This is a genomic window from Nocardiopsis kunsanensis DSM 44524 (genome assembly GCF_000340965.1).
Taxonomy (GTDB): domain Bacteria; phylum Actinomycetota; class Actinomycetes; order Streptosporangiales; family Streptosporangiaceae; genus Nocardiopsis; species Nocardiopsis kunsanensis.
In genome coordinates, this window is sequence record NZ_ANAY01000007.1 from 246796 (window position 1) to 269189 (window position 22394).

Consider the following 22394-nt stretch of genomic DNA (forward strand, 5'->3'; position numbering starts at 1 on the left):
CTGTTCGGCTCCGAAAAAGTGAAGACTCCGGTACGACACGTGTAAAGGTCTTGGTCGACCCGTGATCCTCAGCATTCTCGCGACCGTGGCAGTCCTGGCGGCGATCGTCGTCATGCTCTCCGCCCTGGTTCTCGCCGAGACCGTTCTGGTGTACATCGCACTGGGCCTCGGCACTACGAGCGTCCTCCTCCTGATCGGCGCTCTCGTGCAGCAGAGGAGCGGCATGACCGGACCGGAACCCGAGCTCTCCGGGACGGACGGTTTGGGGAAGTCGTCCGTCCCCGTGACACAGGCAGGGGCCCTCGCCACGGGGGCCACGGCCGTGGGTTCCGTACCCGAAACGGCCGATCCGGAGAACAGCAGGCGCGTGCCCGCACCGGCCGACGAGCCGGTGCGGGATGCCTCTGTCCCGGGGCCTGGCACCGTGGAGGCGGTGGAGGAGCCCGAATACGGTGAACCGGAGTACGAGGTCCCTCGCTGGCAGACGCCCACCCAGGGCGACCGGCCCGACCCCGAGAGGGCTCACACCCCCACCCGTGAGACCTCCCCCGAGGAGGAGACACCCCCCGCTCCTGCCACATCGGCGGGTGCCTCGGTCTTCGACGAGGAGATCCCTTTCTCGAGCAGTGTCCGCACGGCGGAGGCCGAGAGCGAGGAGAGCGGCCACCTTTCCTGGAGCCACGCTCCCGCGGACCCCGTCCCCGCCCCCGAACCGGACGACGAACAGTCTTCCGCGCCCGAGCAGGTCGAGCCCGAAGAGGCTCCCGTGGCAGCACGCGCCTCTGAGAGTGATGAGGGTGGGTCTGTCCAGGAGGGGGACACGGTCGAGCCCGAAGAGGCTCCCGTGGCAGCACGCGCCTCTGAGAGTGATGAGGGTAGGTCTGTCCAGGAGGAGGACACGGTCGAGCCCGAAGAGGCTCCCGTGGCAGCACGCGCCTCTGACAGTGACGAGGGTGGGTCTGTCCAGGAGGAGGGCACGGTCGAGCCCGATGTCGCGAACGAGCCCGGTGCCCAGGCCCCTGAGGACGAGGAGCCGGAGGAAGAACCGGCGCGGGCCCCGGATCCCGCAACGGATCCCGGTAGCGAGGACTCCGAGCCCACTTCCGACACAGGGGACGAGGACTCCGAGGACCAGAGCGTCCTTCCCGTGTACGAGGACCACGCTGAGAGCATGAGTTCCTCCGAGAAAGAGCCGGGCCCGGAAACGGACGAGGAGACCGGCACGGAGAACCTTCCCGGGGACCCGGCCGACCCCGCTGACACGGACACCGCCGAGGGTCCCGGACCCGTGGACGGCACCGAGGACAGTGCGCCTGTCCCGGAGGCCGGGGTGGAGGAACCTGCCGCCGAAGAGGACGAGGACGCCGACGATGCCGACGAGCGGCTCTCCGACGGCACCGACGGCAAGGCCTCCGACGGCAAGGCCCCCGACGACGACACGGAGGACCACGCCGTCGCCTACACGGTCGTTGTCGACAGCGACGCCGCCGACCGGGAGACCGACACCGTGGGTGCCGAGGAGCCCGGCTCCTCCCGCTGACGCCGCCGTGCCACCGGCTGCACGTGAGCGCGTGCTGCGCTCACCGCCCCCGCTGCGGCACCCACGCCGTCGGGGACCGAGGGGCCGGGGCAGCGCCTGAACGCCGTGGACGACCCCGTACGCACGGAAAGGGGGTGGGAACCCGCGGGCTCCCACCCCCTTTCCGTGCGTGTGGCCGGTCAGGCCTTACGGAACCCGAAGGTCACGCCGAACTCCTCCGAGCTGGTGGTGAACAGGTCTCCGTCGATCTCACCGGCGGCGAACGCGTCCGCGAGCACCTCGCCGGCGATGGTCTCGCCGTACTCCTCCAGGGTCGACGACGCGGTCTCCTCGGAAGCGGACCAGCGCACGTGGATCCGGTCGGAGACCTTCAGGCCGCTGCGCTTGCGTGCCTCCTGGAGCATCCGCACCATCTCCCGGGCCAGCCCGGAACGCCGCAGCTCCGGGGTCAGCTCCAGGTCCAGGGCGACCGTCGCACCCGACTCCGAGGCCACCGCCCAGCCCTCGCGGGGCTGCTCGGTCACCAGGACCTCGTCGGCGCTGACCTCCACGTGCTCGCCCTCGACCTCCACCTGGCCCCAGCCGGTGCCGCGAACCTGCTCGACCAGGGTGGCCGGGTCAGCGGCCTTGATGCCCTCGGCCACCAGCGGTGTGCGCTTCGCGAAGCGCTTGCCCAGGGCACGGAAGTTCGGCTTGACCGTGTAGTCGACCAGGTCACCGCCGACCGTGGACAGCGACTCCAGGGACTGCACGTTCAGCTCTTCGGCCACCTGCGTGCGCAGCTGCTCCGGCAGGTCCGCGAAACCTTCGGCGCCCACCAGCGCACGCCCCAGCGGCTGACGGGTCCGCACCGCCGAGTCCACCCGCGCGGAGCGGCCCAGCTCCACCAGACGGCGCGTCAGAGCCATGTTCCGGGACAGGTCCGGGTCGATCAGGTCCTCACGGTACTCCGGCCACGACGCCAGGTGCACCGAGTCGGCCGCCCCCGGACGCCGCAGGGCCGACCACACGTGCTCGGTCAGGAACGGCACGATCGGGGCCATCAGCAGGGTGACGGTCTCCATCGCCTCGAAGAGCGTGGCGAAGGCCGAGGCCCCCTCTGGGGTGGAGGGCCCGCCCCAGAAACGGCGCCGGGAACGGCGCACGTACCAGTTGGAGACGTCGTCCACGAACGCGGTCAGCCGCCGGCCCGCGCCTGCGGTGTCGAAGTCGTCCATCGCCCGGGTGACGTCGCGGACGACCTCGTTGAGCTCCGAGAGCAGCCACCGGTCCAGCAGCGGGCGCTCCTGCGGGGCCGGTGCCTCGGCCAGCTTCGTGTGGTCCCACCCCTCACCGGCGTTCGCGTAGAGGGTGAAGAAGGAGACCGTGTTGTAGTAGGTCAGCAGGACCTTGCGGACGATCTCCTCCAGGACCGTGTGGCCCACCCGGCGGGCCGTCCACGGGGAGCCGCTGGCCAGCATGAACCAGCGCAGAGCGTCGGCGCCGTGCTGGTCCATGACCGGGATCGGCTCCAGGACGTTGCCCAGGTGCTTGCTCATCTTGCGGCCGTCCTCGGCGAGGATGTGGCCGAGCACGACCACGTTCTCGAACGAGTTGCGGCCGAACACGAGGGTGCTCACGGCCAGCAGTGAGTAGAACCACCCGCGAGTCTGGTCGATGGCCTCCGAGATGTACTGGGCCGGGAAGTTGGCCTCGAAGGTCTCCTTCTCACGGTGCGGGGCGCCCCACTGCGCGAACGGCATGGAACCGGAGTCGAACCAGGCGTCGATGACCTCCGGGACCCGCCGGGCCACCCGCTCCTCCTCGGGCAGTGAGGGGTCGGCGTCGGGGTCGGGGATGACGACGTCGTCGACATAGGGGCGGTGCGGATCGAGATTGGACAGGTCCTGTCCGCTGAGCTCGCTCAGCTCGGCCAGCGACCCCACGCAGATCTGGCGTCCGTCGGGGAACTCCCAGATCGGCAGGGGGGTACCCCAGTAGCGGTTGCGTGAGAGCGCCCAGTCGACGTTGCCGCGCAGCCATTCGCCGAAGCGGCCCTCCTTGACGTTCTCCGGAACCCAGTTCGTGGCCTGGTTCTGCTCGAGGAGCTGATCCTTGACGGCCGTGGTCCGGATGTACCAGGACGGCACCGCGTAGTACAGCAGCGGCGTGTGGCAGCGCCAGCAGTGCGGGTAGGAGTGCTCGTACTTCTGGTGCCGGAAGAGCAGGCCGCGCTCGTCGAGGTCACGCACCAACGTCTTCTCGGCGGTCTTGAAGAACTCGCCCCCGACCAGGTCCAGGTCGGCCTCGAACGTGCCGTCGGGGCGCACCGGGTTGACCACGGGCAGACCGTAGGCGCGGCACACGACCATGTCGTCGCCACCGAAGGCGGGGGACTGGTGCACCAGACCGGTACCGTCCTCGACGGTGACGTAGTCGGCGAGCACGATGAAGTGCGCCGTCTCGTCGAACTCCACCAGCTCGAACGGGCGCTGGTAGGACCAGCGTTCCATCTCGTTGCCCTCGAAGTGCTCCCCGGTCAGCTCCCAGCCCTCGCCGAGGACCTTCTCGAACAACGGGCGGGCCAGGACCAGGCGCTCCTCGCCGTCGGTGGCGACCACGTACTCCACGTCCGGGTGGACCGCCACGGCGGTGTTGGACACCAGCGTCCACGGGGTGGTGGTCCACACCAGCAGCGAGGTCGGGTGCTCGGGCGAGGCGAGCGGGCCGGAGGTGACGGGCAGGCGCACGTACACCGACGGGTCGGTGACCGTCTCGTAGCCCTGGGCCAGCTCGTGGTCGGACAGGGTGGTGCCGCAACGCGGGCAGTAGGGGCTGATGCGGTAGTCGCGCACCAGCAGGTCCTTCTCCCAGATCTGCTGGAGGGCCCACCACACCGACTCCACGTACCGGGCGTCCATGGTGCGGTAGGCGGTGTCGGTGTTGACCCAGTACCCCATGCGCTCGGTCATGGCGGTGAACGCGTCCACGTTGCGCATGACCGATTCGCGGCAGCGGGCGTTGAACTCGGCGATGCCGAATTCCTCGATGTCCTTCTTGCCGCTCAGGCCGAGTTCCTTCTCCACGGCGACCTCGACCGGCAGGCCGTGGCAGTCCCAGCCGGCCTTGCGCTCGACATGGTAGCCGCGCATCGTGCGGAACCGGGGGAAGACGTCCTTGAACGCACGGGCCTCGACGTGGTGCACACCGGGCACACCGTTCGCGGTGGGCGGACCCTCGTAGAAGACCCAGGAAGGCTTGCCGCGGGTCTGTTCGAGCGAGCGCTCGAAGACGTTCTCCTTCGACCACCGGTCGAGGATCTCGCGCTCGGTCGCAGGAAGGTCGATCTGCGCGGGCAACTGCGGGAGCGCGCGGGGATCGCCGGGCCGGGGGTGGTCGGTCACCGTCGTAACCTCTCTCCATCAGGAAGGGCCTGACGGAGGGACGAGGCGGACCCCGCGGTACCACCCTCCTTGGAACCGCGGCGGGACCACGGTACCCACTTCGTTACGCCGGTGCCGGTTCTACTGGGGGCGCTGAACGCCCTGTTCCTCCGGCGGCTCCGGGGTGATCTTCGCGCTGGCCGTACCCCCGGGCTCCCACCGTCCCCGGGTCGCTGGGCGGGCCGGCCGCGGGGGCCGTGCTCCAACCGGTCGGTGTCAGCGTTACTCTCCCCATCGACACCATTCGCACGTCAGGATATCGCAGCGGAGCAACGCGAGTTCCGCTGTTTCCGGAGAGGAAGAGGTCGATGGCCAAGGGCACGGGTTCCGTCATGGTCACGCTGCCGCAGCGTGAGGACGCCGAGGAGCTGGCCGAACAGCTCCATGAGCAGGGATACGAACCCTGTTCGGTGAATCGGGACATGCTCGCCGGGGAGGACGACGCCGAGGACGTCGACTGGGTCATCGAGGTGCAGATCGGCCCGCACGGGGGACCGGCGGTCTTCGACGAGACCCATCTGGGCCTGCTCGCCGAGGACTACGGAGGTTTCGCCACGGTGACATGACCGGGCCCCAGCGGAGGTGCCGGGGGCGGGCCCGTGTACGGTCGCGACCGCGACCCGTGCGCGGGACCCGCCGGCCCGGCCTTCCCGGACGTGGAGAACACCGCACCCACCTGCCTGGATCGTTGCCTCGTGTCCGTTCTTTGCTTAGGCTTCGCCGCACCAGTCGGGCCCACTTCCCCGGGGGACCCACCGTCGGGCAGGGGAAGGGAGGGCCCGCGAACCGACGGGGAAGGAACACAAACCCATGAAGGCCACCGAAGCCGCCGACCTTCCGGTCCGCGCAGGTGAGGACCCCTGGACCGCAGAGGAGCTCGGCCAGGTGCGCCGCCGGCTGGAGGAAGAGATCACCTCCCAGCGCGAAGAGCTGGCCCAGAACGAGAGCGAACTCACCGAACGCCTCATCGACCCGGTCGAGGGCGCCGGTGACGACACCGCGGACACCGGGGCCAAGGCCTTCCAACGCGAGCACGATCTGGCGTTGACCTACAATACTCGTGACCTGCTCGCACAGAGCGAGAAGGCGATCGAACGGATGGACGCGGGAACCTACGGGGTCTGTGAGTCGTGTGGCCAGGCGATCGGGAAGGCCCGCCTTCAGGCTTTTCCGCGCGCCACCCTGTGCGTCCCCTGCAAACAGCGCGAGGAGCGTCGCTGACTGAGGTAGAGCCCCCCGGGGACCACAACATGACCACGACCGAAGAGGCCGCCGGACGGCCCCGCAGATACCTCCTGCTCATGGGGGTCGCCCTCGGCGCGATCGTCGTCGACTTCCTCACCAAGGAATGGGCGCTGGCCGCCCTCACCCACGGCGAGTTCGTCGACGTGATCGGTGAGTTCCTCCAGTTCACCCTGGTGTTCAACACCGGGGCGGCCTTCTCACTGGGCACCGGGTACACGTGGGTGTTCACCGTCATCTCCACCATCGTGGTCCTGGCCATCGGCTACATGGGACGGCGGGTGCGCAACCCCTGGTGGGGTGTGACCCTGGGACTGATGATGGGCGGCGCCGCGGGTAATCTGGTCGACCGCTTCTTCCGTCCGCCCGGCCCCTTCGAGGGCGCGGTCGTCGATTTCCTCAGTGTCCCGAACTGGCCCGTGTTCAACATCGCGGACTCGTGTGTGGTGGTCGGCGCGGTCCTGGTCGTGGTACTGACCTTCAAGGGCATCAACCTGGACGGCACCCTGGCCTCGGACGAGAGCCGGGACACCACCGCGACCGCCCGACCCGAGCAGGCCGATGACCGCAACGACGACACCGGGGAACAGGCCGGGACCGACGCCGAACGCGGCGAGAGCGGCAACGAACCCGGCGAGGGGAGGGGCCAGTGAGCGACACCCGAAGCCTGCCCGTGCCCGACGGGCTGGAGGGCGACCGACTCGACGCGGCCATCGCCCGCATGTTCGGTCTCTCACGCACCAGGGCCGCCGAGATCATCACCGCCGGTGACGTCCTTCTCGACGGTACGGAGGCCGGCAAGTCCGACCGCGTCCAAGCAGGCGCCTGGCTCCAGGTCACGCTCCCGCCGCCCCCCAGCGCTCCGGTCCCGCGGGCCGAGGCGGTCCCGGGCATGAGGATCGTGCACGAGGACGCCGACATCATCGTGGTCGACAAGCCCATCGGCGTGGTCGCCCACCCCACGGTCGGCTGGACCGGCCCCAGCGTCCTGGAGGGCCTGCTGGCCTCGGGAGTGCAGCTGGCCACCAGCGGCGCCGCCGAACGCCAGGGCATCGTGCACCGGCTCGACGCCAACACGACCGGCCTGATGGTCGTTGCCAAGAGCGAGATCGCCTACAGCGTCCTCAAGCGGGCCTTCAAGGAACGCACGGTCGACAAGCGCTACCACACGCTCGTCCAGGGCCACCCCGACCCGCTGCGCGGCACCGTCGACGCCCCCATCGGGCGCCACCCCGCCGGAGACGGGCGTTGGGCCGTGGTCGGTGACGGCCGCTCCTCGGTCACGCACTACGACACCGAGGAGGCCTTCCGGGCCGCCAGCCTGCTGGAGATCAAGCTCGAGACCGGGCGCACCCACCAGATCCGGGTGCACATGGCCGCGCTGCGCCACCCGTGTGTGGGTGACATGCTCTACGGCGCCGACCCCACGCTCGCCGAGCGTCTCGGGGTGCGCCGCCAGTGGCTGCACGCCGTGCGGCTGGGCTTCGACCACCCGACCGAGGGCCGCCCGGTGGAGTTCTCCAGCCCCTACCCCGACGACCTCGCCCAGGCCGTCGAACAGCTCCGCGAGGACTGACCCCTCCGGAGAGTGCCGCCTCCACACCGGCGGGGCCCCGGCATGCCGGGGCCCCGCCGTTCTTCGGTGCCCGCGGCGCGGTCAGTCACCCGGGAGGAGCTCGGACAGGGTGGCCGAGGGGCTGATGACATCGGGGTCGGTGCGCACGTCCACCAACGTCGGGAGCTCTGCGGCAACCGCCTCGGCCAGAGCCTTGTCCAGACCCTCACTGCTGTCCACCGTGGCACCGCGCGCACCCAACGAGCGCGCGAAGCCGGCCAGGTCCAACGGGCCGCTGATGCGTGTTCCGGAGATGCGCCCGAGCTCACGCGCCTGGTGCATGGCGATGGTGCCGTACAGGCCGTTCTGGAACACCACCACCGTGATCGGTGCGCCCACCCGCACCGCGGTCTCCAACTCCTGACCCGTCATCGTCGTGCCGCCGTCCCCGGCCACCGCCACCACTGTGCGCTCGGGCCGGGCCAGTTTCGCCGCCACCGCCGCGGGCACCGCATAGCCCATGGCCCCGCTCGTCGGCGCCAGCTGCGTCCCGGGATGCCGGTACCACCAGCCCCGGTGCAGGAACGCCGCGAAATTGCCCGCGTCGTTGGTCAGCAGGGTCTCCTCCGGCAGCGCCCGCCGCATCCCCTCCACCACACTCCAGGGGTGCAGGCCCGGCCCCGTGTGCTGTTCGACCGCCCGCGGGGGCCGCGTACTGTCCACCCAGGTCCTGCGGGCCGCGCTCCAGTCCCGGTAGGAGGAGGGCAGGTTCGACCCCGTCAGGGAGGACAGGGCCGCACGGGCGTCGGCGACCGCGCCGAACCACAGGTCCGTGCCGGCCCCCACCTGCCGCGGATCGGCGTCGATCTGGGCGACCCGGGCCTCCGGGGCGGGCAACCGGTAGCCCTGCGTCGTCGTCTCGCTCAACCGCGAACCCACCACCAGCACCGCGTCGGCCTCACGCAGCGCCTCCAGGGTCGAGGCCGCACTGCCCAGCCCCAGATGGCCGAGGTAGAGCGGATGGTCGTTGGGGAAGACGTCCTGGCGCCGCCACGAGGAGTAGACCCCTGCACTGAAGCGCTCGGCGACCCGTACCAGTTCCTCGCGCGCCCACCGGGCGCCCCCGCCGGCCACGATCACCGGACGCACCGCCCGCGTCAGCCAGGTCGCCAACCGGTCGCGCTCCTGCTCCGACAGCGACGGGCGCACCGGCCCGTGGGCGGACCGCTCGGGCGGGGCCGGGACCTGCTCCCCGAACAGGTCACCCGGGACCGCAATCGCCACCGGCCCCGGACGGCCGCTCGTGGCCACCCGGATCGCCTCCGCCGTCACCTCGGCCAGCCGGTCGGCACGGTGCACGGTCGTCGACCACTTGGTGATGGGCGCGTAGAACGCGGTCAGATCGACCTCCTGGAAAGCCTCCCGCCCCAGCCGGTCGGTCTCGGCCTGACCCAGGAACACGATCATCGGTGTGGAGTCCTGGTGGGCGGTGTGCACCCCCACCGCCAGGTTCGAGGCGCCCGGGCCGCGCGTGGCCGCGGCCACCGCCGGGACCCCGGTGAGCTTGCCCTCGGCCTCGGCCATGAAACCGGCACCGTTCTCGTGCCGGGTCGAGACCAGCTCCATGCTCCCGTGCTGATCGATCTCGTCGGCCAGCTCCAGGAAACTTTCGCCGGGCACGCTGTAACAGCGCCGGATCCCGGCGCCGGCCAGGACCTGCACGACCGCGTGCGCGGCCGTGCAGGCGGGGGAGGGGGTGGTGGCCATGGGGGTCCTTCCATCGTCGCAAGGTCCACTCGAGGCCCGGGCCCTCTTGTGGAGGGCACGGGCGCGCCCCGGTGGGTCACCGGGCTCGTGCGGCCGACTCTGGCACCCCCGCCGGGGGTGGTCAAGAACACACCCGGCCCCCTGTGCACGGGCGCGGTTCAACCCCAGCCCAGCGCACGCATCCCCGCGGTGGTCACCGCCGCGACCACGATCACCACCAGGAACGGGGCCCGCAGAACCAGGGCACACACGGCCGCACCCAGGCCCGCCATCCGGGCCCCGTCCCAGGCCAGCGACTGTCCGTCCCCGAGCGCTTCGACGGCGATGAGTGCGGCCAGCAGCGCCAGCGGGACGGCCACGGCGAAGCGCTGCACCCACGGGTTGTCCAGCACCGACCTGGGTGCCGCCAACCCCGCGTACTTGAGCAGGTAACAGCCGACCGCCGTGGCGATCAGGGCGATCCACAGGGTCATCTGCCCGCCCCCTCGCTGTCGTCTGCGCCTTCGGCGTCCATGTCGGCCACAACGGCCGAGGAAGAAGGCGCGGGCCGGAGCAGCGCCACACAAGCCGCGCACGCCGACAGAAGCACCGGAACCCCTGGCGGAAGGAACGGTGTCGTGGCCAGCGCGAGGCCTGCGCCCAGTCCCGAGACCAGCCAGGCCCGGGGCCCACCTTCACGCAGCCGTGGCCACAACAGCCCCAGGAAGACCGCGGGGCCGACCGCGTCCAGACCCAGGGCGTCGATGTCGTGCACCTGGTCGGTGGCCGAGGCCCCCACCAGCGTGGTCAGCACCCAGAACGTGCCCAGCACCGAGTAGCTGGTGATGAAGGCGAGACGCGCTGTGGCCCGGTCCGGCTGGGCGAGTGTCACCGCCGTGGTCTCGTCGATGACCCCGTGCGCGGCCACCACCCGGCGCGGCCCTCGCCACCCGAGCAGGTCGGCCAGGCGCAATCCGTACAAGGTGTTGCGTGCCCCGAGCATCAAGGCGCCCAGCACCCCGGCCACGAGGCTGCCGCCCCCGGCGACCACACCGACCAGGGCGAACTGGGAAGCCCCGGTGAAGGCGAACAGGCTCGTGAACACGGCCTGCGCGGGGGACAGGCCCGCCGTCACGGCAGTGGTGCCGAACGCGAGCCCGGCGGCCCCCACCGCCACACCGATACCGACGCTGTCGCGCACGGCCGGTGTCCTCAGCACGGAGAAGACTGTCATGAGATCCGAGGTTAGGACATTCTTCCGCGCCCGGTCTTGAACGTTCTTGCGCCCGCGGTAGGTCCCGGGTCAGTGGGCAGCGACGTCGCGGCGGTAGGCGGCCGGCGGCACTCCCAGGTGGCGCCGGAAGTGCCGTGTCAGGTGAGCCCGGTCGGCGAAACCCACCTTGGCGGCCACCTCGCCAGCCCGCCGGGACCCGCACGCGAGCGCCCGCGCGCGTGGGTCCACTCCTCCACACCCTCGGTGATCACCCCTATGGTGTAGGTCTCGTGGCTGTGCCGTGTGAACGCGGTCGTGACAAAACCTGCTGTCAGCAACCCGGTTCCGGGAAGACCGTGAGAACGCCGGTAGCGCGCACGCTCGCGCCCGGGCCCGGGGTATGTGTCACGGTGCTGTTCCCTGCCCACAGGTCAGGAGGCCGACCGCCGGGTCGGAGTCGCCCCGCACACCTTCTAGTCTGCGTGCATGAACCTTTCCGAACCCGGGGCGGCCACGTCCCAGCAGATCCGCCCGGCCGAGGGCGAGCGCGACCGCGCCGCCGTTTTCGTCATCCGCGGTGCGGTGTTCGTCGCCGAACAGAACGTCCCCGTCGAGGAGGAGTGGGACAGCCGCGACACCGGTGCCGACCATCTGCTGGCCCTGCACGGCGGTGTTCCCGTCGGCACCGTGCGGATGGTCGTCGAACAACAGGGCGTGGGCCTGCTGGGGCGCCTGGCCGTCCTTCCTCGGGCGCGCGGGACCGGGCTCGGCAAGTCCCTGGTGCGGGCCGTGGAGGAGCGGGCCCGCGAGCGCGGCCTGCGTTCGGTGCAGCTGCACGCCCAGACCCACGCGCTCGGTTTCTACGAGAGCCTCGGTTACGTCGCGCACGGGGAGGAATTCCTCGACGCCGGGATCCCGCACCTGCACATGGAGCGTGACGTGAGCTGACGCGGTCACCGGTGGTGTGGCTCTCCGCTTGCTGTGAGAAGGCGCGCATGGTTTCGCCGAAATACCACCGAGTCGAATTCGGTTCGACGTTGGTGCGTGCCTTGCACGGACCAACAACCACCGACCCCTACGAGGAACACATGACGGTCAACACGCAGCCGGTCGCCGATCGCCCTGACCCCCGCGCCTTCGGTCTGCCCGTGGTCGAGCAGGACCAGATCCCCGACGAGCTGCGCTCCCTCGTCGCCGGCGTCCGCAGCCTCGTGGAAGCCGTGGCCGACACCGTGGCCGACCCCGCCACCCTCGCCGAGGTCGACGAGACGGTCCGGGCCCTCACCGACAGGATCGCCACCGGCCCCCGCCAGGTCGGTACCATGGTCCGCCGCACCATGGCCGACGGCACCGACGAGCTCGGCACCATCACCAACATCGTCGCCGGGCCCACCAACCCTGCCGCCCCGCCCCTGGAGCTGGAGCGCGTCGAGGGCGGGGTGCAGGGCACGGTCACCCTCTCCACCACCTATCAGGGACCCCCCGGACTCGTGCACGGCGGCTGGATCGCCGCCCTCCTGGACCAGGCCGTCGGCAGCGCATCCGGGGTCGAGACCAGCCCCGGCCTGACCGCCAAGCTCGAGGTGAACTACCGCAACCCCACCCCGCTCTTCACCCCGCTCGAGGTCACCGGCAAGGTCGTGCGCACCGAACGCCGCAAGGTCTACGTCAGCGGCTGGATCCGCGCCAACGGCCAGGTCACCGCTGAGGCCGAGGCCCTCATGATCCGTGTCCCCATGGAGGAGGGCTGAGCCTCCCGCCCCCTGACGGGCCACCTCCCGTGGACCACGACCGCGCATGCGTGTTCGTGCGGCCGACGCCCCCTCGGCCGCCCCCGTGTGAGCGTGGCCGGGGGAACGCCGGCACCGGAGCATCGGGCACCGCCCGGTGCTCTTCTCGTTCCCCGGGCGGCTCAGCCCCCTACGTCCACGTCCGCCCACACCAGACGGTGGTCCGAACTGGGGAAGGTCCGGTCGCCCGTCAGCCGGAACAACGGGTCGTCGGCGGCCGGCCAGAACACCCCCGAACCCCGCAGCCCCAGGTCACGGGCGGGTAGAACGTAGTCGGCACGGAGATGGCCCTCGGCCCTCGGGGCCGCCGGGTCGAGGGCCGCCGCCCCGAGCCCGCCCCGGCTCGTCGGCACGGGGGCCTGGACCGCCGGGGGCTCCAGCAACTGCCGGACCGCCTTGGGGTGGCCCGAACCCGCGTGCGGGTCCGCGTTCAGGTCGCCGGCGACCACGAACGGGGCCAGCGGCGACAACCCGCCCCGGTGCCCCGCGTCGTCGTAGAGGTATCCGGCCGTACCCGAGAGGTAGTCCACCCAGAACCGGATCTCGTCGTGGTTGCGCAGTACGTTGCGCTGCTCCGGGCCGTCGAACGTCGGAGGGGTCGGGTGCGAGGCCAAGAGGTGCACCGGGCGCCGGACCCCGGCCTCCACCGGTACGTCCCAATGGGCCTTGGAGGACAGGCGCATCACCTCGCGCGCCGTCGCGTCGTGGAACGGACGTCCCGTCCCCGGGTCGGTGGGCAGCATCGCACCGGGCAGGTCCACCCACCGGAACCGGCGGAAGGTGCGCACCCGGTCGGTCAGCAGAGGCAGCCGCGAGAACACCACCATCCCGTACTGCCCGGGAAAGAGACCGAAACCGAAGGCGTCGGCCGCGTAGCCGGGGTCCCCGGGCCGAGTGGCCACACGCCCGTTCCCGTCCAGGTCGGCCCCGGAGGCCACACCGGTGTTGACCGGCCCCGTGTACACGTAGGGGTAGTCGATGCCCTGCGCCCCGCGGGTGCCCCGCGCCAGGTAGTTGTCCTGGAACAGGCGCGGCCCCAGGCGGTGCGGATCGTGGTCGAACTCGTTGACCAGCAGTACGTCCGGGCGCACCCGCTGCACGATCTCCGCGACGTTGCGGATCTGGTGGTGTCCGGGCGAGGCCAGGTCCGCCAGCAGCTCGCCGGGCTCCGTTCTGCTCAACGCGGCGTTGAAGGTCGCGAACCGTATCGCCCCCTCGGACGGGGGAGGCGGGACCGAGGACGGCGCCCGGCGGGTGGGGGCTGCCCGTACACCCGAGGACGCCAGGACCAGCGTCGCAGAAGAACCGTCTGTGCATGGGTGCATGGTCCGGGGGCCTCCCACGGTTCTCGTGTGCCTGTACTCGACTGCCAGCCTAGGGAACCACCGGGCCGCCGGTGCCGTTTTCGCCGGGACACTCCCGGGACGCCCCGGGGCCGTGCCCTCCCGTCCACAGGTTCGGGCGTCGTCTCACGGCGGGCCCGCGTGGGGGCTAGGCTCGGAGGCCTACGCACGATCCCGTCAACGACTCCTTCCGGGGGCAGCCGCGCCATGGCCGATTCCTTCGCTCACCTGCACGTCCACACCGAGTACTCGATGCTCGACGGGGCGGCCAAGCTCAAACCGCTCTACCAGGAAGCGGCCCGGCTGGGCATGCCCGCGGTGGCGATGACCGACCACGGAAACATGTTCGGCGCCTACGAGTTCTTCGAGCAGTCCAAGGGGACCGGTGTCAAGCCCATCATCGGTATCGAGGCCTACGTGGCACCCGAGTCGCGTTTCCACAAGAAGCGGGTCTTCTGGGGCCGGGCCAGCGGAGGCGACGACGCCGCGGCCGAGGGCGGCAAGGACATCTCCGGCGGCGGCCGCTACTTGCACATGACGATGCTGGCCGAGAACGAGAAGGGCCTGCGCAACCTGTTCAGGATGAGTTCGCTGGCGTCCATGGAGGGCTACTACATGAAGCCCCGCATGGACCTGGACCTGATGCAGGAGTACAGCGAAGGGGTCATCGTCTCCACCGGCTGCCCGTCGGGCGGTGTGCAGACCCGGCTGCGGCTGGGCCAGGAGGACGAGGCGGTCGCCTACGCGGGCACGCTGCAGGAGATCTTCGGCAAGCAGAACGTGTACCTGGAACTGATGGACCACGGGGTCCCCATCGAGAAGCAGGTGCGCGACGGTCTGCTGCGGGTGGGCAAGAAACTGGGCATCCCGCCGCTGGTGACCAACGACTCCCACTACGTGTACGAGTCGCAGGCCTCGGCCCACGACGCCCTGTTGGCCGTGGGTGTGGGCAAGAACCTGGACGACCCGGCCCGGTTCCGGTTCAACGGTTCGGGTTATTACCTCAAGACCGCCGACGAGATGCGTGCGCTCCTGAACTTCGAGGAGTGGGCGCAAGGGTGCCGCAACACCTTGGAGGTGGCCGAGCGCATCGCGCCCGACGCCTACGACAACGTCTTCGCCCACCGCGACCTCATGCCGGCCTTCCCCATCCCCGAGGGGGAGACCGAGTCCTCCTGGCTGGCCAAGGAGGTCGAGCGCAACCTGCACACGCGTTACCCCGACGGCCCCTCCGAGGACGCCCGGCACCGCGTCGAGCACGAGCTCAACATCATCAACGAGATGGGGTTCCCGGCCTACTTCCTGGTCGTGGCCGACATCTGCCAGTACGCGCGCAGGAACGGCATCGCCCTGGGCCCGGGACGCGGTTCGGCGGCCGGGTCGATGATCGCCTACGTGCTGGGCATCACCGACCTGGACCCGCTCGAACACGGACTGCTGTTCGAACGGTTCCTCAACCCCGAGCGCGTGTCCATGCCCGACATCGACCTGGACTTCGACGAGCGTCGGCGCGGGGAGATGATCGAGTACGTCACCCGGCTCTACGGCGAGGAGCGGGTCGCCCAGATCCTGACCTTCGGCACGATCAAGGCCAAGGCCGCGGTCAAGGACGCCACCCGGATCCTCGGCATGCCCTACTCCACGGGCGACACCATCACCAAGGCCTTCCCCGCGCCCGTGGGCGGTAACGAGATCCCCCTGGACGCGGTCTTCAGCGAGGAGCACGAGCGCTACAGCGAGGCTGCCGAGCTGCGCAACCTGATCGACAACGACCAGCAGGTGTCCAAGGTCATGGAGACCGCCCGCGGTATCGAGGGCCTGACACGCGGCACGGGTGTGCACGCGGCCGGGGTCATTCTCTCGCGCGACCCGCTGCTGGACGTGATCCCGCTGCACAAGCGCGACACCGACGGGGCCATCATCACGGGCTTCCCCTATCCCCAGTGCGAGGACATGGGCTTGCTCAAGATGGACTTCCTGGGTCTGCGCAACCTGACCATCATCGACGACGCGCTCAACAGCATCCGTGAGGCCGAGGGTGTGGAGCTGGACCTGTCCAAGGTCCCCCTCGACGAGCCCGCGGCCTACCGGCTCCTGGCGCGCGGTGACACCCTCGGTGTGTTCCAGCTCGACGGCGGTGCGATGCGCAACCTGCTGCGCCGTATGGAACCGAAGAACTTCGGCGACATCACAGCCGTCATCTCGCTGTACCGTCCCGGACCGATGGCGGCCAACGCCCACAACGACTACGCCGACCGCTCCAACGGGCGCCAGGACGTCACCGCGATCCACCCCGAGCTGTACGACGCACTGGAGCCGATCCTGGGGGAGACCTTCCACCTGATCGTGTACCAGGAGCAGATCATGGCCATCGCCCAGCAGCTGGCCGGCTACACCCTGGGCGGGGCCGACCTCATGCGCCGGGCGATGGGCAAGAAGAAGATCGAGGCCCTGGAGAAGGAAGAGGCCAAGTTCTTCCCCGGCATGATGGAGAAGGGTTTCTCCCGTGAATCGGTCCAGGCCCTGTGGGACGTCATGCTCCCCTTCGCCGGATACGCCTTCAACAAGTCGCACGCCGCCGGCTACGCCCTCGTCGCGTACTGGACCGCCTACCTGAAGGCCAACTACCCGGCCGCCTACATGTCGGCGCTGCTCACCTCGGTCTCCGGTGACAAGGACAAGATGGCGGTCTACCTCTCCGAGTGCCGCTCCCAGGGGATCAAGGTCCTCCCGCCCGACGTCAACGACTCCGGTCTGCGTTTCACCCCCGTGGGGTCCGACATCCGCTTCGGGATGGGCGCGGTCCGCAACGTCGGCACCAACGTCGTCAACTCGCTGATCAAGACCCGCGAGGAGAAGGGCAAGTACTCCTCCTTCACCGATTTCCTGTCCAAGATCGAACTGGCCGCCTGCAACAAGCGAGTCATCGAGTCCCTGGTCAAGGCCGGTGCCTTCGACTCGCTCGGCCAGCCCCGGCGTGAGCTCTACCGCCACCACGAGACGGCCGTGGACGGGATGATCAGCTCCAAGAAGCAGGAGGCCCACGGCCAGTTCGACCTCTTCGGCGGCGGTGACGGCGGTGGCTCCACCCCCATCGGCCTCAACATCGAGTGGGGCGACGAGGAATGGGACCGCAAGACCAAGCTCGGCTTCGAACGCGAGATGCTGGGCCTGTACGTGTCCAGCCACCCCTTGGCCGGGGCCGAACGCATCCTGGCACGTTCACGTGACACCTCGGTCTCCCGGATCGTGGGCGGTGACCTGGCGCGCGAGCGCGGCGAGGTCCGCATCGCCGGGCTCATCTCGGGCGTGGACAAGCGTGTCAACAAGGCAGGTAACCAGTGGGCGATCTGCACCGTGGAGGACCTGGACAGCTCCATGGAGGTGCTCTTCTTCCCCAAGACCTTCCCGCTCTACTCCGAGGCGCTGGTCGAGGACACCGCGATCACCGTCAAGGGCAGGCTCAACGAGCGCGACGGCACCTGGTCGATGTTCGCCTCGGAGATGTCGATCCTGGACATCTCCCACGTCTCCGACGGTGAGCCGCCCGTGCTGCTCACCATCGCCGAGGAACGCATCACCCCGAAGATGGTCGGTGACCTGGAGCAGGTGCTGAGCACTCACAAGGGGGAGACCCCGGTACGGATCCGGGTCGACAATCCGCGCAGGTCGCGCATCTACGCCCTGGACCGCTACTCGGTCAACATCTCGCCGGAGTTCAACGGTGAGGTGAAGAGCCTGCTGGGCGCCTACGCGGTCGAATACTGACCGCGGCCCGGTCCCGGCGCCTGCCCCGGCGCCGGGACCGGTCACTCGCCGGTGGCGCCGTCAGCGCTCTCGCGCAGCAGATCCAGGTGGCCGTTGTGCCGGGCGGTCTCCTCGAGCATGTGTACCAGCACCCAGCGCAGGCTCACGCGTCCCTGGTCGGGCAGTTCCACACGGGCCGCACTGTCCAGTTCCAGCCGTGCGGTGACCGCTCGCGAGCGGTCCGTCCGGCGCTCGTAGGCCTGGAGCAGTTCGGCGAGCGGGACGTCCCCCGGCCGCCACTCGCGGTCGGGGTTCTCGGAGGAGGAAGGCAGCTGATCGGGTCTGCCGAGCATGACCACCTCGAACCAGAAGTGCTCCACCCAGCTCAGATGCGAGACGACCCCCGCCACGGTCATCAGTGGGGAGGTCGCCAGAGGAGCCGCGGTGGCCTGACGGGGATCCAGCCCCGCGCACTTGGTGCGTACAGTGGCACGGTGCCAGTCCAACCACGAGGTCAGCATCGTCCGCTCGTCCGCGGCAGTGGGAGGATCGGCACGCGGGGCCGGGGACACGGCCAGGGGCATGCGGTGGTCGTCCATACGGGTATTCTCCTTCCGGTCATGCCCGGTATCCACCGGTTTTCGGGGCGACGACGGGGTGAGGAGCACCTGCGGAGATGACGGACCAGAGCCAGGACGGCAGAGCACCGGTGCGGCGCACCCTGGTGATCGCTCTCGTGACCTTCGCCTCGATCGCCGCCGCGGGAGCCCTGCTCGGGCTGTTGTGGTGGGTCCTGGCGCCCAGGCCCGAGGGCACCTCCCTGGGCGGCGGAGAGGTCTTCACCGGCGCTACCGAGGACGTCTTCGCCGGTGAGGGCTACTTCTTGATCATGACCGCGATCGCGGGCCTGGTCACCGGATACGTGGCGTACATGGTTCAGTTCCCGCTCGCCCGCCGCCGACAGCAGGACCTGCGCCTGACCGGTCTGCTGAGCGGTGTGCTCGGTGCGGCCGCCGGGACGCTGCTGACCTTCTGGGTGGGCACGGGTCTGGACGCCCCCCTGCACCGGGCGGTGGCCGAGGCTTCGCAGGGGGAGGCCGTGACGGCGGGCCTGCAGCTGGACGCGACCGCGTTCCTGGTGGCCTGGCCCTTCGTCTACGTGCTGCAGTACGGACTGCTGGACGCGATCAGCATGGTGCGCCGCGACCTGCCCGGCCGCCCCGAGGCACCGCCCATGGAGGGGGTATCGCCGCTCCCGGCCGGGGACGCCTCTCCCGAGGGCGGCCCCACCCCCTGAACCGGACACGCGCGTGTTCAGGGCCGGTGGACGCTGTCGCCGTACATGCCGTCCAGCTTCTGCCGGTACTTGGACTCGATCGCCCGCCGCCGCATCTTCAGGCTCGGGGTGATCTCACCTTCCTCCACCGACAGCTCGTTGGGTAGGACCTCGAACCTCTTGATCGTCTCGTGCCGCGGCAGATCCCGGTTGAGCGCGTCGACGGCCTCCTGCACCAGCGTGCGCACCCGCGGGTCCTTGGTCAGGGCCGGGTAGTCCAGGTCCGCGAGTCCCTTCTCCGCGGCCCAGGACGTGATCGCCTCCTGGTCCAGGGCGATCAGTGCCACGCAGTAGGGACGGCTGTCCCCGTGCACGATCATGTTGCTGACGTAGGGGCAGAGGGCCTTGAACCGGATCTCCAGCGCCTGGGGCGCCACGTACTTTCCGCCGGAGGTCTTGATGAGTTCCTTCTTGCGGTCGGTGATACGCAGGCGTCCGTTCTCCAGCACGCCGATGTCACCGGTGGCGAACCAACCCTCCTCGGTCAGTACCGCCTCGGTCGCCCCGGAGAGGTTGTGATAACCGCGCATGACGCCCGCCCCGCGCAGCATGACCTCGCCGTCCTCGGCGATGCGGACCTCGGTGCCGGGCAGGGGCAGACCCACATAGCCGAACCGTACGTCGCCCGGGCGGGTCAGGAACGCCCCGGCGCTGGTCTCGGTCAGCCCGTAGCCCTCCAGGATCGTGATGCCGGCGCCGTAGAAGAACCGGCCGATGTCGGGCGCCAGCGGCGCGCTGCCGGAGACGAAGAAACGCAGCTGCTCACCGAAACGGTCCTGGAGCTTGGCGAAGACCAACTTGTGGGCGAGCCGTTCCTGGGCGGCGAGCATCCCGGTGGGCTCACGCCCCTCCTCCTTGACCCGGGCGACCTTGTCGGCGATCCCGGCGGCCCAACGGAAGATGCGGTACTTGGCGGGCCCGCCCTCCCGGGCCTGCATCACGACACGGTTGTAGACCTTCTCGAAGATGCGCGGGGCGGCGGCCATGAACGTGGGCCGCACCACGGCCAGATTGTCCACGATCCTGTCGACACGGCCGTCCACGGCGGTGGTGAAGCCGATGCATAGCTGGGAGACCTCCATGACCTTGCCGAAGGCGTGCGCCAGTGGCAGCCACAGGTACTGCAGGTCGTTCTCACCGATGAGGTCCCAGCCCTGTCCGCGCAGCTCCGCGTTGAGGTCCTTGAGGGCGTGGGCCTCGTAGAGCCAGTTGGAGTGGTCCAGACGCACCCCCTTGGGCCGCCCGGTGGTTCCCGAGGTGTAGATGAGGGTGGCCAGGTGGTCGGGCCGTACCGAGGAGACCAGGGTGTCGAACAGGTCGGGTTCCTCACGGGAGAGCAGGGCGCCGGCCTCCTCCAACTCGGCCAGGCTCATCACCCACTCGTCGTCCCCGCCGGACTCGCCCTCGAAGGCCACCACCTTGGAGAGCCCGGGCATCTGGGAACGCTGCTCGCGCAACTTGGCGACCTGTTCGTCGTCCTCGGCGAAGGCGATCATGCTCCCGGAGTCGGAGATGATGTAGGCGCAGTCGGGCGCGGGGGAGGTCGGATAGACGGTCGTGGAGGCCCCGCCGGCACACAGGACGGCCAGGTCGGCCAGGATCCACTCCACACGGGTGCCGGAGAGGATCGCGCACCGTGCCTGCGAGGTCAGTCCCAGCGAATGCAGACCCAGAGCGATGTCGCGGACCCTGTCCCGGGTCTGCGACCATGTCAGGCTCTTCCAGATCTCGGGTCCGCCGGAGGGGTCGGGTACGGGGAAACGGTAAGCCTCCCGTCCTCCTGACTCGGACACGCGGGAGAGGAACATGTCGGGCAAGGAGGAATAGGGGGATGAGCTGTTACCCATGTCACGAAGCTACCCTCAAGTAAGTGGCCGGGCAACAGAGCACAGCAGGGGTTCCGGGAAGCACAAGGCATCCTGAGGTGCAAGGGTCGGCCCCCTGCCCGCACGTCCGCCCGGGGCCGAAGACCCCACTGTCACGGCCCGGCGATGGGTGCGGTCATGGCCTCGGTCAACCGGACGAGGTCGCGCGGCCTCAATTCCATCTGGAGACCCTTCCTGCCCGCGGAGACGTAGACAGCCGAGAGTGTGGTGACCGAGACGTCGATGACCGTGCGCAACCGTTTCCGCTGCCCCAGCGGACTGATACCGCCGCGCACGTACCCGGTGATCCTCTCCGCCCGGACCGGCTCGGTCATCGTCGCCCGTTTGCCGCCCACCGCCGCGGCCAGGGCCTTCAGGTCCAGCGACGTACTCACCGGCACCACGCCGACGGTGTAGACGCCGTCGACCTCGACGATCAGTGTCTTGAACACGTGCGCCCGCGGCACACCGATCGCGTCCGCCGCGTCGGCGCCGTAGGAACCGCCTTCGACCGGGCCCGGCTCGTAGGGATGCAGGGTGAAGGTGGTCTTCGTCCGCCCGGCCGCCACGGTAGCGGGCGTGGCTTGAGCACTCATGGCAAGTCCTGGTTCTGGTCTGGACCTTCGGGGACGGGGCCGCACACGTCGCCGGGACCGGCTTCCGGGCCCGGGTACCACGAGGCGGCCTCGGCAGCAGGGTAGAGCATGTGCAGGCGGCCGCACGCACTCTTGCCTGTTCAGTTGTAGGAGACCCCGTGATCGAGGAAGGGTCCCGCAGGGAGATTGTGCAACGTCGGCGCCGCCACGATGCGGTTCTCCCTGCGCAGGAACCTGGCCAGGACCGCCAACCGGGTCGCCGCGTCCTCGGCCTCCAGCATCCGCTGTTTCTCGGGCTGGTCCAGCACCACCGTCGCCGCCACCGTGTACGACAGGGCGATCGGATCCTTGGGCAGCTCACGCATGTGTTCGGGGGTCATCCCGATCGCCGCCAACCGTTGGCAGTAGGTGTCGAAGAGCTCCCGCACCCGCTCGGCGTGCTCCTCGGCGTCCGGACCCATCGGCTCGGCCAGGAGCGAGACCGAAGCGTTCGCGTACCCCTGTGGTGAGGACGTGTCCACCTGTGAGACGTCGTCGATCCTGAACCTGGTGCCGCCCTCGACGACCAGGTCGTACCGGCCGTCCTCGTAGGTGCGCAGATCCCGGACCAGGGCCGTGCACCCCGTTGCGCTGATCCGGGGCAACGCCGTCGCGGCGTCCTCGCGCCGGCCCGAGGGATCGGTTCCGCCCGACCTCTGGCCGGACTCACCGGTGACCTCGTGGCCCAGCTCGATCCACACCACCCCGAAACGGCGCGGGTTGCGTTCGGGTTCGTCGGCGGTCTCTGCGGCCTGGTCGACCACCTCGGTGATCAACCTCCGGTACCGGGGTTCGAAGACGTGCAAGGGAAGGGACATACCGGGGAACAGCACGGTGTTCAACGGAAAGAGCGGAAGCGCCACTGGCATGCCTCCAGTATGACCCCGCCTGTCGCCCGGTGTCCGACGTGCCCCGGGTGTTTTTCCGCTGCCCCGGGTGTCTCCAGGCGTCCCGGGCCCC

General features: G+C 69.9%; 19 protein-coding genes and 1 pseudogene. 9 read left to right on the forward strand and 11 right to left on the reverse strand.

All coding sequences use genetic code 11. The features are described from left to right. Positions 1-61 precede the first annotated feature (61 nt). Positions 62-1540: a hypothetical protein gene (locus D456_RS0107020; protein WP_020480246.1), complete on the forward strand. Its 1479-nt coding sequence runs from the start codon at positions 62-64 to the stop codon at positions 1538-1540. 179 nt (positions 1541-1719) lie between these two features. On the opposite strand, the gene ileS is transcribed toward D456_RS0107020, so the two are convergent. Further along, a complete protein-coding gene (gene ileS / locus D456_RS0107025) occupies positions 1720-4923 on the reverse strand; it encodes an isoleucine--tRNA ligase (RefSeq protein ID WP_017575459.1) in 3204 nt (1067 codons plus the stop codon). A 347-nt stretch (positions 4924-5270) separates the two neighbouring features. Between ileS and D456_RS0107030 the strand changes: the two genes are divergently transcribed. The 4 genes from D456_RS0107030 (at position 5271) to D456_RS0107045 (ending at position 7780) form a co-directional block, all read left to right on the forward strand. Further along, positions 5271-5528: a hypothetical protein gene (locus tag D456_RS0107030; RefSeq protein WP_017575460.1), complete on the forward strand. Its 258-nt coding sequence runs from the start codon at positions 5271-5273 to the stop codon at positions 5526-5528. A gap of 244 nt (positions 5529-5772) precedes the next feature. Then, positions 5773-6183: a TraR/DksA family transcriptional regulator gene (locus D456_RS0107035; RefSeq protein WP_017575461.1), complete on the forward strand. Its 411-nt coding sequence runs from the start codon at positions 5773-5775 to the stop codon at positions 6181-6183. 29 nt (positions 6184-6212) lie between these two features. Continuing rightward, positions 6213-6857: a signal peptidase II gene (gene lspA, locus D456_RS23775; protein WP_017575462.1), complete on the forward strand. Its 645-nt coding sequence runs from the start codon at positions 6213-6215 to the stop codon at positions 6855-6857. Beyond that, positions 6854-7780 (forward strand): RluA family pseudouridine synthase, encoded by a 927-nt coding sequence (locus D456_RS0107045; protein ID WP_017575463.1) that lies wholly within the window; start codon positions 6854-6856, stop codon positions 7778-7780. Before lspA ends, D456_RS0107045 begins: the two co-directional genes overlap by 4 nt. Positions 7781-7861: 81 nt before the next feature. On the opposite strand, the gene D456_RS0107050 is transcribed toward D456_RS0107045, so the two are convergent. The 5 genes and pseudogenes from D456_RS0107050 to D456_RS25525 form a co-directional block, all read right to left on the reverse strand. Continuing rightward, positions 7862-9526: a thiamine pyrophosphate-dependent enzyme gene (locus tag D456_RS0107050; RefSeq protein ID WP_017575464.1), complete on the reverse strand. Its 1665-nt coding sequence runs from the start codon at positions 9524-9526 to the stop codon at positions 7862-7864. A 158-nt stretch (positions 9527-9684) separates the two neighbouring features. Next, a complete protein-coding gene (locus D456_RS0107055) occupies positions 9685-9999 on the reverse strand; it encodes an AzlD domain-containing protein (protein WP_017575465.1) in 315 nt (104 codons plus the stop codon). Continuing rightward, a complete protein-coding gene (locus D456_RS0107060) occupies positions 9996-10739 on the reverse strand; it encodes an AzlC family ABC transporter permease (RefSeq protein WP_017575466.1) in 744 nt (247 codons plus the stop codon). The genes D456_RS0107055 and D456_RS0107060 overlap by 4 nt, the downstream gene beginning before the upstream one ends. 69 nt (positions 10740-10808) lie before the next feature. Further along, the gene (locus D456_RS28015) at positions 10809-10967 is read right to left on the reverse strand and encodes a helix-turn-helix domain-containing protein (RefSeq protein ID WP_083904528.1); all 159 of its coding nucleotides are present in this window, start codon (positions 10965-10967) and stop codon (positions 10809-10811) included. Continuing rightward, positions 10919-11146, reverse strand: a pseudogene (locus D456_RS25525) (AraC family ligand binding domain-containing protein); the annotation flags it as partial. The pseudogene D456_RS25525 and the gene D456_RS28015, both read right to left, overlap by 49 nt. Positions 11147-11204: 58 nt before the next feature. Here D456_RS25525 and D456_RS0107065 point away from each other — a divergent pair. Together D456_RS0107065 and D456_RS0107070 are read left to right on the forward strand one after the other, a co-directional pair. Then, positions 11205-11666: a GNAT family N-acetyltransferase gene (locus D456_RS0107065; RefSeq protein WP_017575468.1), complete on the forward strand. Its 462-nt coding sequence runs from the start codon at positions 11205-11207 to the stop codon at positions 11664-11666. A gap of 140 nt (positions 11667-11806) precedes the next feature. Next, positions 11807-12469: a PaaI family thioesterase gene (locus tag D456_RS0107070; RefSeq protein ID WP_017575469.1), complete on the forward strand. Its 663-nt coding sequence runs from the start codon at positions 11807-11809 to the stop codon at positions 12467-12469. Between the two features lie 161 nt (positions 12470-12630). On the opposite strand, the gene D456_RS0107075 is transcribed toward D456_RS0107070, so the two are convergent. Further along, a complete protein-coding gene (locus D456_RS0107075) occupies positions 12631-13833 on the reverse strand; it encodes an endonuclease/exonuclease/phosphatase family protein (protein ID WP_026115649.1) in 1203 nt (400 codons plus the stop codon). 225 nt (positions 13834-14058) lie between these two features. On the opposite strand from D456_RS0107075, the gene dnaE reads away from it, so the two are divergent. Beyond that, a complete protein-coding gene (gene dnaE, locus D456_RS0107080) occupies positions 14059-17619 on the forward strand; it encodes a DNA polymerase III subunit alpha (protein WP_017575471.1) in 3561 nt (1186 codons plus the stop codon). Positions 17620-17660: 41 nt separating this feature from the next. Here the strand turns inward: dnaE and D456_RS0107085 are convergent, their stop codons facing one another. Beyond that, positions 17661-18197 carry a DinB family protein gene (locus D456_RS0107085; protein ID WP_017575472.1) on the reverse strand — a complete coding sequence of 179 codons (537 nt, stop codon included), beginning with the start codon at positions 18195-18197 and terminating at the stop codon, positions 17661-17663. A gap of 77 nt (positions 18198-18274) precedes the next feature. On the opposite strand from D456_RS0107085, the gene D456_RS0107090 reads away from it, so the two are divergent. Continuing rightward, the gene (locus D456_RS0107090; RefSeq protein WP_017575473.1) at positions 18275-18895 is read left to right on the forward strand and encodes a hypothetical protein; all 621 of its coding nucleotides are present in this window, start codon (positions 18275-18277) and stop codon (positions 18893-18895) included. Positions 18896-18912: 17 nt separating this feature from the next. Here the strand turns inward: D456_RS0107090 and D456_RS0107095 are convergent, their stop codons facing one another. The 3 genes from D456_RS0107095 to D456_RS0107105 form a co-directional block, all read right to left on the reverse strand. After that, positions 18913-20781 (reverse strand): AMP-dependent synthetase/ligase, encoded by a 1869-nt coding sequence (locus D456_RS0107095; protein ID WP_017575474.1) that lies wholly within the window; start codon positions 20779-20781, stop codon positions 18913-18915. A 131-nt stretch (positions 20782-20912) separates the two neighbouring features. Further along, positions 20913-21395 (reverse strand): Cys-tRNA(Pro) deacylase, encoded by a 483-nt coding sequence (gene ybaK / locus D456_RS0107100; protein WP_193373811.1) that lies wholly within the window; start codon positions 21393-21395, stop codon positions 20913-20915. A 140-nt stretch (positions 21396-21535) separates the two neighbouring features. Next, entirely contained in the window at positions 21536-22303 is a 768-nt protein-coding gene (locus D456_RS0107105) for an LON peptidase substrate-binding domain-containing protein (protein ID WP_026115650.1), read from the reverse strand. Positions 22304-22394 lie beyond the last annotated feature (91 nt).

What these genes read in the sequence shown, in the direction of transcription:
- lspA (WP_017575462.1), top strand. Translation starts at nt 6,213, where the DNA reads ATGACCACGACCGAAGAGGCCGCCGGACGGCCCCGCAGATACCTCCTG.
- dnaE (WP_017575471.1), top strand. Translation starts at nt 14,059, where the DNA reads ATGGCCGATTCCTTCGCTCACCTGCACGTCCACACCGAGTACTCGATG.
- D456_RS0107065 (WP_017575468.1), top strand. Translation starts at nt 11,205, where the DNA reads ATGAACCTTTCCGAACCCGGGGCGGCCACGTCCCAGCAGATCCGCCCG.
- D456_RS0107075 (WP_026115649.1), bottom strand. Translation starts at nt 13,833, where the DNA reads ATGCACCCATGCACAGACGGTTCTTCTGCGACGCTGGTCCTGGCGTCC.
- D456_RS0107055 (WP_017575465.1), bottom strand. Translation starts at nt 9,999, where the DNA reads ATGACCCTGTGGATCGCCCTGATCGCCACGGCGGTCGGCTGTTACCTG.
- D456_RS0107085 (WP_017575472.1), bottom strand. Translation starts at nt 18,197, where the DNA reads ATGGACGACCACCGCATGCCCCTGGCCGTGTCCCCGGCCCCGCGTGCC.
- D456_RS0107090 (WP_017575473.1), top strand. Translation starts at nt 18,275, where the DNA reads ATGACGGACCAGAGCCAGGACGGCAGAGCACCGGTGCGGCGCACCCTG.
- D456_RS0107095 (WP_017575474.1), bottom strand. Translation starts at nt 20,781, where the DNA reads ATGGGTAACAGCTCATCCCCCTATTCCTCCTTGCCCGACATGTTCCTC.
- D456_RS0107050 (WP_017575464.1), bottom strand. Translation starts at nt 9,526, where the DNA reads ATGGCCACCACCCCCTCCCCCGCCTGCACGGCCGCGCACGCGGTCGTG.
- D456_RS0107070 (WP_017575469.1), top strand. Translation starts at nt 11,807, where the DNA reads ATGACGGTCAACACGCAGCCGGTCGCCGATCGCCCTGACCCCCGCGCC.
- ybaK (WP_193373811.1), bottom strand. Translation starts at nt 21,395, where the DNA reads ATGAGTGCTCAAGCCACGCCCGCTACCGTGGCGGCCGGGCGGACGAAG.
- D456_RS0107105 (WP_026115650.1), bottom strand. Translation starts at nt 22,303, where the DNA reads ATGCCAGTGGCGCTTCCGCTCTTTCCGTTGAACACCGTGCTGTTCCCC.
- D456_RS0107030 (WP_017575460.1), top strand. Translation starts at nt 5,271, where the DNA reads ATGGCCAAGGGCACGGGTTCCGTCATGGTCACGCTGCCGCAGCGTGAG.
- D456_RS0107035 (WP_017575461.1), top strand. Translation starts at nt 5,773, where the DNA reads ATGAAGGCCACCGAAGCCGCCGACCTTCCGGTCCGCGCAGGTGAGGAC.
- D456_RS0107060 (WP_017575466.1), bottom strand. Translation starts at nt 10,739, where the DNA reads ATGACAGTCTTCTCCGTGCTGAGGACACCGGCCGTGCGCGACAGCGTC.